9 protein-coding genes are annotated in these 11,798 nt (G+C 41.5%); 5 read left to right on the top strand and 4 right to left on the bottom strand.

The genetic code is table 11. The annotated features are described in order from the left end of the window. The first annotated feature begins 14 nt into the window (after positions 1-14). A complete protein-coding gene (locus J0X13_RS07585) occupies positions 15-1,697 on the top strand; it encodes a M1 family aminopeptidase (RefSeq protein WP_207070866.1) in 1,683 nt (560 codons plus the stop codon). Here J0X13_RS07585 and J0X13_RS07580 read toward each other — a convergent pair. From J0X13_RS07580 to J0X13_RS07570, 3 genes are all read right to left on the bottom strand, one after another. Next, positions 1,694-3,445, bottom strand: a complete 1,752-nt coding sequence (locus tag J0X13_RS07580; RefSeq protein WP_207070865.1) for an aromatic amino acid hydroxylase — start codon at positions 3,443-3,445, stop codon at positions 1,694-1,696. The two genes, J0X13_RS07585 and J0X13_RS07580, sit on opposite strands and share 4 nt — an antisense overlap. Positions 3,446-3,548: 103 nt before the next feature. Next, complete coding sequence (locus tag J0X13_RS07575; RefSeq protein ID WP_207070864.1) at positions 3,549-4,118, bottom strand: DUF4136 domain-containing protein; 570 nt, start codon at positions 4,116-4,118, stop codon at positions 3,549-3,551. Positions 4,119-4,178: 60 nt separating this feature from the next. Next, positions 4,179-4,340, bottom strand: coding sequence for a C1orf53 family protein (locus J0X13_RS07570; protein ID WP_207070863.1), 162 nt, complete (start codon positions 4,338-4,340; stop codon positions 4,179-4,181). A gap of 174 nt (positions 4,341-4,514) precedes the next feature. Here J0X13_RS07570 and J0X13_RS07565 point away from each other — a divergent pair, with 174 nt between their 5' ends. The 4 genes from J0X13_RS07565 (at position 4,515) to hemL (ending at position 8,273) form a co-directional block, all read left to right on the top strand. Next, positions 4,515-4,844: a hypothetical protein gene (locus tag J0X13_RS07565; RefSeq protein ID WP_207070862.1), complete on the top strand. Its 330-nt coding sequence runs from the start codon at positions 4,515-4,517 to the stop codon at positions 4,842-4,844. A 36-nt stretch (positions 4,845-4,880) separates the two neighbouring features. Beyond that, positions 4,881-5,759, top strand: coding sequence for a 1-aminocyclopropane-1-carboxylate deaminase/D-cysteine desulfhydrase (locus tag J0X13_RS07560; RefSeq protein ID WP_207070861.1), 879 nt, complete (start codon positions 4,881-4,883; stop codon positions 5,757-5,759). After that, entirely contained in the window at positions 5,756-6,598 is an 843-nt protein-coding gene (locus J0X13_RS07555) for a glucosaminidase domain-containing protein (RefSeq protein WP_207070860.1), read from the top strand. Before J0X13_RS07560 ends, J0X13_RS07555 begins: the two co-directional genes overlap by 4 nt. Positions 6,599-6,995: 397 nt before the next feature. Next, positions 6,996-8,273 carry a glutamate-1-semialdehyde 2,1-aminomutase gene (hemL, locus tag J0X13_RS07550; protein WP_207070859.1) on the top strand — a complete coding sequence of 426 codons (1,278 nt, stop codon included), beginning with the start codon at positions 6,996-6,998 and terminating at the stop codon, positions 8,271-8,273. A 52-nt stretch (positions 8,274-8,325) separates the two neighbouring features. Here hemL and J0X13_RS07545 read toward each other — a convergent pair whose 3' ends face one another. Further along, complete coding sequence (locus J0X13_RS07545) at positions 8,326-11,568, bottom strand: DEAD/DEAH box helicase (protein ID WP_207070858.1); 3,243 nt, start codon at positions 11,566-11,568, stop codon at positions 8,326-8,328. Between the last annotated feature and the right edge of the window lie 230 nt (positions 11,569-11,798).

Here is an 11,798-nt window from a genome sequence, read left to right as displayed (position 1 = left end):
ATTGATTATAAACCATGTTTAAAAGAGTATTACTAACCGCCCTTTTAGCCACTTTTTTATTTTCCTGTCAGAAAAAATCCGAATCTGATATCAGCTACGAAATATCACCCGTAGTAATCGATAGTATTCCACAACTTAAGATTAAAATGACTTTGGCCGCCAATCCGGATGGAACAACGGAATTGTCGTTTCCAGATGATGCTTGGGGGCAGGAAGGACTATACAATTCCCTGGGAAAAATGCAGCTGTTAAATGTAGAAGGGGCCATTGAAAAAGATGCTGATAGTGGACGCATAGTTTTAATGCACCCGAAGGATGTCAAAGAATTGGAGTTTGAATATTTCTTAAAGCAGGATTTCGAAGGGGATATTTCTACGCGTCGGATTTATCGGCCCATCATCAACCAAGACTATTTCCACGTGTTTTCACACAATATGTTCATGGTGCCCGAAAATGTGGAAGATCATCAGGATATTCTACTGGATTGGTCTTCGTTTCCAACGGAATATACCATTCACAACAGTTTTGGGAGCAAGGAAAAAGTCCAAATGTTGAACGACCAAAACATGGACCTCTTCGGTAGCGCCATTTTTGTCGGAGGTGATTTTAGGGTCTTCACTGGTGAGATACAGGGGAATCAAATCAGTTTGGCTACGCGTGGTGAATGGATTCCATTTATAGACGAAGAAGTCTTTAAGGTGCTGGAAGAAACCCTTACCTGCCAACGTAATTTTTGGAACGACCATTCCCAAGAATATTTTACAGTGACCATGCAACCTTTTCCACAAGAAAACGGCAGTAGTTTCCAAGGAACGGGATTGACCAACTCTTTTGCGACCTCTGTTTCCAATAATGATCAGACGGATATTGGCCAAATGGTATACCTTTTCAATCACGAGTTGATGCACAATTGGATCGGACATGCCATCCAGAACGATAACGAAGAGGAGCAATATTGGTTTAGTGAAGGATTTACCGAATATTACACTTATAAAAACATTGCAAAGAACAGGATCAATGGTTTGGAAGCCAACTTTTTTATGGATGAATTCAACCGAACCATTCGAGATTTATATGCCTCATCGGTAGGAGAGGCTCCCAATTCTGAAATCAATTACGACAATTTTTGGACCAATTACGAGTATTCCAAACTGCCTTATTGGAGAGGGGCGATTTTTGCGTTTTACCTTGATCAGAAAATTCAACAAATAAGTGAGGGCAACCAAAGTTTGGACGATGTGATGCATCAAGTTTATACCGATGCGACCACCAAGGATCAAAAACTGACCCATGATTATTTTGTTGGGGTAGTGGATGCCTTTTGGGATGGAGATTTTGAAACGATTTTCCAAAAGCATATCGAAGAAGGTCAAAAAGTGGATTTAGTGGCATTGTTTGATGAACTGGGATTGGAATACAGCCCAGAAAGTGACATTTACGAGCTTGGATTCGAGTTTACAGAGGACCGAAAAGGCATTGCGAGCGTAACTGAAGGAAGCAAGGCATGGGAAGCAGGTGTGCGAGCAGGGGATGAAGTGTTTTCCCGGAGCATGTGGCAGGGCAGTATCGACCATGAAGTTGAGCTGGGCCTAAGAAGAAATGGGGAAAAGCTCAACATTTCCTTTTACCCTATTACAAAAGCTGCGGTGCCCCAATTGGAGCCCACTTCCGAGAATAGTGAAAAACTGGGGTTTTAGCTTACCAAAGCAGTGTCCACCAATTGCAGGCCGTCATCAATTAAATGGCCAACTTTTGGATTGTCCCGTTTAATATGTTCCAAGTGATCCAAAATCTCTTGCTGAAATTCTAGATTGTTGTCCTGCTTGGCAAGTTCGTACAATTCTACGGGCAATAACCAGTCTTTGGGATGGTCTTTTTTTAGGGCCTGGAATACTTTGTTTCGGGAAACCGTGGTGTTTTTTCCTTCCCTAAAATGTCTTATCTGCTCATAGAATCGCTCCAGTTCCAATCGTTTTTCATCTTTTTTGGATTTGATGGTACTTTCCGTAATCTGATGCGTGATCAGATCGAAACTGTTCAAGTCTGCAGGGCCATTATAGGCTGATACGATGTTTTGGCCAACTGCCATGTGATACAAGCCCCATTCGGGCTGAAATAGAACTTTGTCGTTATGGGTAACGGTGCAATCTTCAAATGTGATCAAGATAATTTTTCCCATTAAGTTTCGGGTTCCTGTGATGATGGTTCCTTCAACTTTTACACCTCCCTCAAACTCCAGGGCAATTTGTTCACCCTCATAAATTTTATAGGCCTTAAGATCACGGGGTCCCATATCCTCAATGGCAATGTTGATGCCCTTCAATTTTCCGATGGGGGACCCAAAACCATCTGCATGGTGGGCAATACTGTGCCCTACCAATTCTTTTTCGCGATAGGCCAATGCCGTACCGCCGGTAGTTTGGATATAGATGGGTTTGCCATCATCTTCCAGGACATTGCTGAATTCTCCCGAGATTTGTAGTCCCGTGCTCAGTTCAATGGTTCCCAATGCCTTGGAGCCTATCAATTTTTTGATTCCGGATAGCCCTCCCGTCCGCACGGCCATGGTATTGGCGAAATCCTCCAACACCTGACTCAAAAAGGCAAAATCGGGGGTTACAAATAGCTGTGGTTGTGGTTTGGTGATGTCAAACTCCGTGTGGGCCGCTTCAATGGAGTAAGGAATCTTTTTCACTTTGTCCGTCATGCACCACGTACTTTCACCAATGGATGAAAGTAGTCCTGCACCATAAATTTTGGGGTTTTCCACAGTGCCGATCAAACCGTATTCCACGGTCCACCAATGTAAGTTTCGAATAAGGGCCATCTCGCTGGGCTCTCCCATATTTTCTTGTAAGTGCTCAATGTGTTTTTCGGCTTCATCGATCTCACTTTGGGGCGTGCCGTTGGCTTCTTTTATAATGGAAAGGTGGCGCACCGCGTTGTACAGTTCATAATCTTTCGCGCTGGAAATGGCCTTGCAGCCAATTTCCCCGAACCTACGCAGGTATTCTGCATATTCTGGATTGGCGATAATGGGTGCGTGTCCGGCCCCTTCGTGAATGATATCGGGGGCAGGGGTATATTCAATGTTTTCAAGCTGACGAATATCTGAAGCAATTACCAATACGTTGTAGGCCTGGAATTCCATAAAAGCAGAGGGCGGGATAAAACCGTCCACCGCAACGGCCGCCCATCCGATTTCTTTCAGGATACGGTTCATTCCGTACATATTGGGAATATGGTCAATGGATATCCCTGTCTTTTTTAAGCCGTCCACATACGATTTATGGGCCACCTTGCTGAGGTAATCCACATTTTTTCGCATAACATAGCGCCAAACCGCTTGGTCAATGGCGGTATACTCTTCATAATTCTGTGGTTTTATGAATTGTTTAAGGTGCTTTGGTAGTTTGTCCAGTATAGGATTGGATTCGTAGCTCATAAGTAGTTTTTTGTGCGACTTAAAGATACGAAATAGGGAACGGAAATTATCTTAAGGAAAGTTAAGTGCGATAAAAAAACCGCCCAACCGGGCGGTCTGTGTTTTAGTTAGAGGCCACTGCCATTTGCGGCGGGTACTCTTCTAGGATCTGCGAAACAAATTCTTTGATGCGCTGTTCCTTCTTTTCTATGTTTTTGGTGTTGTTCAACGTTCCTACGCCACGACCTTGCCATACCAACTCTTTCTTATCCGCATCTATTACGTCAATATATAGGGAGCCTTCGGTACGGGTGCTCACATTGTTGCCGCCCCAGCCCCAGCCCCAACCGGGACCCCAGGCCCATGGACTATAAAAGCCGCCCCAGCCCCAGCCGTAGTTGTTGTATACATCCACGCGTTCGCGTTCTTTGGTAAAAATGCTGATCAATACATCTGGGTTGTCGGATTTTACGAATCCGCGGGATCCCAGTTCGGCCTCAATGGCCCTTAAAATTCTTTTCTTGTCCAAATCCGAGATTTGGGCCTTGTCTATCCCTGTTTTGTAAAAAGCATAGCTTTTATAATTGTTGAAGTCGGCTTGTCGGTCATAATCCGAAACTACCCGAACAGAGGAACAGGAGGCCAACAAACCAAAGGAGAATGCAAGGAGTGCAAAGCGTTGTAAAGTTTTCATAGCGTTATTTTTAAATTCTTGAGATGTCTTTAACTAACCCACAAATATTATGCCGAATCCCTAATTTTGAGTGTTGGTTTTGGCATTATATCCATAGGGGCAATGGCGGCAACCACTCTCGCAACAATAACCACGTTTTAAAAGGTATTTTTCGGTAAACACCTTATACCCTTGTTCCGATAAGTAATAATCCCCCTCTTCCAAGGGAATGCGCTCTTTCATGTATAGCAACCATTTTACTATATAAATTTACGGTTTTAGTGGGAATAGGACGAAGGTTTTAACCTTTTCAAAAGAACGTTGTTCACCGAAAATGTTGATTGATTTCTGCTAACTATCCAATTTTGAGCGGTTTTTGCAGTTATATTTGTTGGGAAACCTAATGATAGCAATCAGGTGATACTAGTCTTTAAACATTTCTTTTATAAAAATTATGTGGGGCTCTCATTGTGGCCTTTCATTATTGTAAAGGAAGACTCCTTAAAGGCGGATGAGGTGCTCATCAATCATGAGCGTATCCATTTAAAGCAGCAGAGGGAACTGTTGATCCTGCCTTTTTACATTATCTATTTGATGGAATGGTTGATTAGAACCGTACTCTATTTGAACAGTTATCGTGCTTATCAAAATATTAGTTTTGAACGTGAGGCCTATGCCAACGAAAAGGATATGCAGTATCTTTCCAAGCGCCGAACCTTTGGCTTTTTGCAGTACTTGACCCGTTAATTTCTTGTGTTGAAGATACCCAATCAGCATATTGATATGCCTCTTTTTCGAGAAAAGAAGGTTCGTCTTTACCTAAAAAGGGAAGATACCATCCATCCGTTTATTTCCGGGAACAAATACCGTAAGCTCAAGTACAACCTGCTCGAAGCCAAAAAACAGGGCAAAGATACCTTGCTCACTTTTGGTGGGGCTTTTTCCAACCACATTGCGGCTGCCGCCTTTGCAGGGCATGAGGGGGGCATAAAAACCATTGGTGTGATTCGTGGTGAAGAACTGGCAGACAAATGGCAGGACAATCCGACCCTAAAATTGGCTCACGAAGACGGTATGCGGTTCCATTTTGTGTCCCGTAGCGATTACCGGCTCAAAAACGAGCCATCGTTCATTCAAAAATTAAAGGAAGCGTTTGGCGATGTTTATGTTTTGCCCGAAGGTGGAACCAATGCCTTGGCCGTAAAGGGTTGTTCCGAAATATTGACCGAAGAAGATGCAACATTTGATTACATCTGCAGTGCCGTGGGCACAGGTGGCACCGTGGCAGGATTGATCAATGCTGCCCAGTCCCATCAAACCGTTTTGGGGTTCCCGGCACTCAAGGGTAATTTTTTAATCGAGGAGATTCGTACCTTTACCCAAAACAAGGGTTGGAAACTCGTAACCGATTATCATTTTGGAGGTTATGCGAAAGTAGACCAGCAATTGATTGCATTTATCAACCTCTTCAAAAGTGAAACAGGCATAGCATTGGATCCTATATATACAGGTAAGATGCTTTTTGGTATTTTTGACCTTATAAAACAGGATTTTTTTGAACCAGGAACCCAGATCTTGGCGATACATACAGGGGGATTGCAGGGCATAAAAGGCATGAACCTTTTACTGGAAAAGAAGAATTTACCGTTATTGAACGTATGATCAGGCGAATAGGATATATATTGATAGCAGCACTTTTGCTTACTAGCTGCGGTGCAAAAAAAAGACGAACTACCCATAGGAAAGGAGCTCCCGTAATCAGTAATTCGGAAAACACCAACGCCAACCGTAGCAAGGATACCAAAGAAGACGATGGTTTGTACCCCATGCCTGAGGATACTGGGCGTTTTGAACGTTTTCCTATTTCCGATACCCAAGACTATATTGAAACCTTTGCCGAAATAGCCCAGTACGAAATGCGTGCCTATGGTATTCCTGCCAGTATTACCTTGGCGCAGGGTATTTTGGAAAGTGGCTCTGGCCGTGGTGAATTGACGTTAAAGACCAACAACCATTTTGGTATCAAATGCCATACAGGTTGGCAGGGCGAGTTCGATTTTCATGATGATGATGCCAAGGGAGAATGTTTTCGTAAGTACAACCATCCAATGTACTCCTTCCGAGACCACAGTATTTTTCTGTCCACACGGTCACGCTATGCGTTTTTGTTCAACTACAAACGGGACGATTATAAAAAATGGGCGCATGGGCTTCGCCAAGCAGGCTACGCTACTGATCGCAAGTATCCGCAAAAGTTGATTGCGCTCATTGAACGCTACGATTTGGATAAATATGATGAAGAAGTGGTTCATAGTGGATTGGCAACAGTGCGGGAACCCAAAAACTACGAGGTGTTTACCCACGAAGTGCAAAAAGGGGATACCCTGTATGGGATTTCCAAAAGATATGATATCTCCGTGGAGGAACTTCGCCGCCTCAATAATTTGAACGACAACATAATTTCCATAGGACAAACCCTCAATATCCGAAGGGCGCAGTAAACTTTAGGATTTCGAAATTGGCTTGATGGGTGGTTCGATGGTTCGATTGTAGGTTTTTTGTTCGGTTGTCCATGGTGGCTAATACTTTCGTAGTTTATTTGTCATGCTGAGTGAAACGAAGCATCTCCCATAACCACAAAAACCATTTCCCAAAGCGAACGATCCTCATTGCCTTTGCTGGAAGAATGTCATTCCGCACCCGATGCGGAATCCACTGGGTAAAATGGATTCCTGCTTTCACAGGAATGACAGATGGGCATTCACAGAAAACCATTTCCCAAAACGAATGATCCTCATTACCTTTGCTGCACGAATGTCATTCATGCGAATGCAGGAATGACAAGCAAGAGAATACTAAAATAGATTCCCGTCTTCACGGGAATGACATAGAGCATATATGATCTACCAACGAAGCAGCGCCTTGTTCGCAGAGGCCAAAAAATACATTCCCGGAGGAGTAAATTCACCTGTACGAGCGTTTAAAGCCGTTGGGGGCGACCCTATTTTTATCAAGGAGGCCAAAGGGGCCTACCTGTACGATGAAGACGGTAACCAACTCATCGACTACATTGCTTCGTGGGGTCCGCTAATTTTGGGTCATGCCTACCAACCGGTGATCGATGCGGTGATCGATAAGGCCAAAAAAGGAACTTCCTTTGGAACGCCCACCGAGATTGAGACAGAAATTGCTAAACTGGCGGTTTCCATGGTGCCGAACATTGACAAAATCCGTTTTGTGAACAGCGGAACCGAAGCATGTATGAGTGCGGTACGCCTCGCGCGTGGGTACACGGGCAAGGAAAAAATCATCAAATTTGCGGGTTGCTACCACGGCCACTCCGACTCTTTTTTAATACAAGCGGGAAGCGGTGCCGTTACGTTTGGTAGCCCCAACAGCCCTGGGGTAACGCAGGGCACGGCCAAGGATACGCTATTGGCCGATTACAACGATTTGGAAGGCGTAAAAGCCTTGGTGGAAGCCAATAAAGGTGAAATTGCTGCTATTATTTTGGAACCCGTGGCAGGGAACATGGGTTGTATTATCCCCAAAGAGGAATTTATAAAAGGATTGCGCGAACTCTGTACTCAAGAAGGCATTTTGTTGTTGTTTGATGAGGTGATGACAGGCTTTCGTTTGGGAAAAGGAGGGGCGCAAGAAGCCTTGGGCATTGATGCCGATATTGTAATGTTCGGGAAAGTGATCGGTGGTGGACTGCCCGTTGGAGCGTTCGCGGCCCGGGCCGAGATCATGGCACATTTGGCACCCGAAGGCCCCGTGTACCAAGCAGGAACTTTGAGCGGAAACCCTTTGGCGATGAGTGCCGGACTGGCGATGCTCACCGCCTTGAACAACCAACCTGAAATTTTTACCAGTTTGGCCGAAAAAACGGAGTATCTGCACAAAGGCATTGCCATGGTGTTGACCAAAAAAGGGGTGACCCACCAGATCAACCGTTATGGCAGTATGATCTCCGTACACTTTACGGAGGAACCTGTGGTGGATTTTGCCAGTTCGGCGAAGGGGAACAACGAAACGTTTAAGAAATACTTCCACGGGATGCTGGAGAACGGGGTATACTTACCGCCTTCTGCTTTTGAAAGCTACTTTTTAAACGACGCCCTCAGCTATGCCGATTTGGATAAGACCATTGAAGCGGTGGGGAAGGTGTTTTAAGAAGCAGGTGAGTGCTGGGCCATTACTTATAGCTATTTTTATTAACTGGCTATTAGCTGGAATAAACTTTTAATTCAACATTTCCGACTGTATGTAGATAATGATGGGTGTTTCCCAAGAGCAACATAATATTATTAGAACCCTCTCCTTTCACTAAACTAGGTTGAACTATGCAAATATGAAACTTCATCTCCTTTGTCCATTTCGCAGCATTTAACAGACGTTCTAAATCATCTTCACTACCCTTTATTATTCTACTACAAGTAGCACCGTTCTTTTTCTTAGTTACTCTTCTTAATAGATGGTCAAAAAAGTCTTTACCGTTACGATACTTCCAATTAAGAGATTTTTGTGCCTGACCACATACCTCATAGAAGTTTCCTATGTCGTTTCCTGTATGTCCATTTTTAGCATACTTCAAATGAAATAGGTGAATATCAATTTTATTATCTCCATCATTAATTCCTATAACATCAGCAATCTCTCCTGACCCATCATCATCATAAATGATTTCATAATCAGCTCTAATCTGATTGATGAAATGATATTGTATTGAATCTGTTTCATAAGGTACAATTCCTTGCGCCTCCTTTCCTATTGAAACACCTTCCCAATTCATTGGTATAATATTATCCAATGAAATTCCATCAACCCAAGGCTTAGGAACAACATAGCTATTTTGAAATAATTGACTACCATCTGCAAACCAAAAAATAGGGGTGAACTCTTGTAAGAAGCTCCCTAAATTTTCTCTTTTACTACCATGTTCAATAATAGGATTCTCAATAGATTTTTTTGTGACTTTATGGAAAGCAACTTCTTTTCCATCAACGATTTTAGCTCCCAAAACTAAATCATATTCAATGCAATAATCTTCGCATTTGAAGCAAAAACGTAATGGAGCGTGATTAGGGCTTTCCACAATATTCAATTCAGAATTAGAAAGATCATAGGTGCTCCCATTGATACTAATCCTATATCTATTTTCAGCATGTTGAAACATCTCATGGTGCCATTCAACTGCAATTGGAGTAACTTCTGGTTTTACCGTGATAGTTTTAGGTATAAGAGTGTTTTCTAAAACAGTATTAGGATTGATATTTGGGTTTATTAGTACATCCCCTACATCCTTGCACCATTTAATTAATTCATCTAAATTACCCCTTAAATAAGACCACACCTTGCCCTTTACAGAACATCCCAGGGATACTTTTTCTCCATCTTTATAACCAACTCCGAAGAAATTATTTTTAATAAAAGTTCCTTGCTCCAATAGTTTTATTCCATCTTGCACTCCCTTTCCAAAAAAGGATTGAAAGCTTATATCACGGCCAGTACCTTTCCTTGCGCCAACATTATATAAGGTAAGTCTTTTAACTTCATGAAAGATTTTGAACACATCCATCCCTTTAATTTGGGAAACCTCATCTCCAAATATTGATTTAACAAGTTTAGTATATGATAGGTTTTTTAGGGAAGTATGTATAAAAACCAAATTCTTGTTGGGTCTAGTGTCCCAATGGACTACTATCATATTCCAATCCATATTTTGTACCACATCGAAATCACCCCACTCTACCTTATCAACTTTGCCCAAGATAATTACTAACGTGCCTTTCTCGTTATTAATCCTACTAAATTGATGCTCATAAGTTCCAATATTGTTAATGCCTTCCTTCCAATTTTTAGGGTTCCAAACATCTCCATTATTACGAAATACAACCGAACTCATCGCAGGATTAATATTCTGAAAAGGTATTTTTGAGTTCTCAAGATCATTGAATCCATCTAAAAATTCTTGGAAATTAATTTCCTTATCAGTGGCACCTTCGCTTATGTTTGGAAGTAGTAAATTCCAGTCCGCATTTTTAGCATAAAGATGATTAAGCTCTTGTTGAATAGGTGGATAAGCAATGTTTGTTACGAAACTTGCATTGCCAAGGTCTGCAAAAGATGTTCTCGTAAACCTGCCAACAAATTGAAGTGTAATTGGAAGGCTTTGTCTTTCATCATGTATGGCCGCAATTTTGAGTTCTGGAAGGTCAAACCCTTCTCCTAGCATGTTTACACATACAATAATACCATGTTGTTTCGCCTTTATAGCTTTCACCTTATCCTTTAGACCAGGAACTCCTGTATAGACAATAACAGGGTTTAAATCTTCATGCTCTTTATAATGTTTAAAGACATCTTTAGCCCTACTTTTTGAAACACATCTTGCCATGATTATATGTGGATATCCATTAGCTAAATCTTCTCTCAATTGCTCTACTGCTCTATCTGCTATTTTTTTGTCAGCCTCATCCTTATCATACTCTCTAATGGGTAAATAATTTATCTGTTTGTAGTACCCTTGTCTTTGTGCTTCTTTAAGTGAAAAGTTGAAAATGAATTTGCCATCTAGATTCTTCCCATCGTTCCTAAAAGGAGTTGCTGTAAATAGAAACACTTTCTCCTTATCGAATCGGTTTATGAATTTCTTCCATGTACTAGCTGCTGAATGATGAGCTTCGTCAACAAATAGATGCGAAAAGGAATCGGAGAAAGCCATTTGATGTTGGTAATCGCCCCCCCCAAGAATACTCATTGTAGTAACCACTACATTTGTTTTAGTAATGAATTCTAATAGGCTTTCCTTGCTTTCAAACTTTGATTGTATTACTCCAACTATTGGATTATGGCAAGTGTCATCTACCATTCCGAATTCCCTTAACAATCCAAGCTTAGAGAATTTGTTTGATAATTGGGTGCGCAGTGAATCAGATGGAACCGCCACCAAGAGCTTCTCACATTCATTGGCTACTAAGGTCGATAACATTGTTTCTGTTTTGCCCGTTCCAGTAGGCATCACAACAACCCCTTTATCTTCAGGGCTTTGTGTATGAGCTAAGATGGAATATAATGCTCCCAATTGTGGTGGTCTTAATCCTTTTATGTCATTCTCAAGATCTTCCTTAATGAACTTGAATTTGCCTTTCCATGAAGTCAATACATCTTGTGGAGTTAAATCTTCAAAAGAGGGATGTTTTATCCATCTATATAGTTTTAAGCTATTAGCTAAAAAATATTTCTTAGATGGTTTTCTTGTAGCAAGTAAAGCATAGTTGCAATCTTGGGGAATCTCATCATCAGTTTTATTTGTTATGAAATAAGATTCTCCATTTGAAGAAATTATGAATGGTGTGCTTTGCACGAATTCAAAATCTAAGGTTGGTGAATCCTCATAATATTGTTTAATATGATTGTCTCCATTTTCGTAGATTAGTTTTTCAATATTTGGTAATTTAATTTCCATTTTTTGTTCTATATGGATTAACTTTTATTGCTGCTAGCTTGTTGAATATTAAAATGCTCTTCTATATGCCAAAATCAGGAGATAACTAATGTATTCAGACATCTATTTGTAAGCCATAAATCGGTGCTATAAAATTCTTGGGGAAAGGGGCTGCGGTCAGCAAATTACCAAATGTTAACAAAACAGCGTTGTACAAAAACCTTAAAAAAACTGGGGGGTTTTCCATGAAT

The sequence above is a fragment of the [Muricauda] lutisoli (nom. illeg.) genome (genome assembly GCF_017313105.1).
Taxonomy (GTDB): Bacteria; Bacteroidota; Bacteroidia; order Flavobacteriales; family Flavobacteriaceae; genus Flagellimonas; species Flagellimonas lutisoli.
Note: the sequence above shows the minus strand (reverse complement) of the source record. Positions and strands in the feature narration are given on the sequence as shown.

Excerpts from the sequence above, each read along its gene's own strand:
- J0X13_RS07585 (WP_207070866.1), top strand. The coding sequence starts at position 15 with ATGTTTAAAAGAGTATTACTAACCGCCCTTTTAGCCACTTTTTTATTT.
- J0X13_RS07580 (WP_207070865.1), bottom strand. The coding sequence starts at position 3,445 with ATGAGCTACGAATCCAATCCTATACTGGACAAACTACCAAAGCACCTT.
- J0X13_RS07575 (WP_207070864.1), bottom strand. The coding sequence starts at position 4,118 with ATGAAAACTTTACAACGCTTTGCACTCCTTGCATTCTCCTTTGGTTTG.
- J0X13_RS07570 (WP_207070863.1), bottom strand. The coding sequence starts at position 4,340 with ATGAAAGAGCGCATTCCCTTGGAAGAGGGGGATTATTACTTATCGGAA.
- J0X13_RS07560 (WP_207070861.1), top strand. The coding sequence starts at position 4,881 with ATGCCTCTTTTTCGAGAAAAGAAGGTTCGTCTTTACCTAAAAAGGGAA.
- J0X13_RS07555 (WP_207070860.1), top strand. The coding sequence starts at position 5,756 with ATGATCAGGCGAATAGGATATATATTGATAGCAGCACTTTTGCTTACT.
- hemL (WP_207070859.1), top strand. The coding sequence starts at position 6,996 with ATGATCTACCAACGAAGCAGCGCCTTGTTCGCAGAGGCCAAAAAATAC.
- J0X13_RS07545 (WP_207070858.1), bottom strand. The coding sequence starts at position 11,568 with ATGGAAATTAAATTACCAAATATTGAAAAACTAATCTACGAAAATGGA.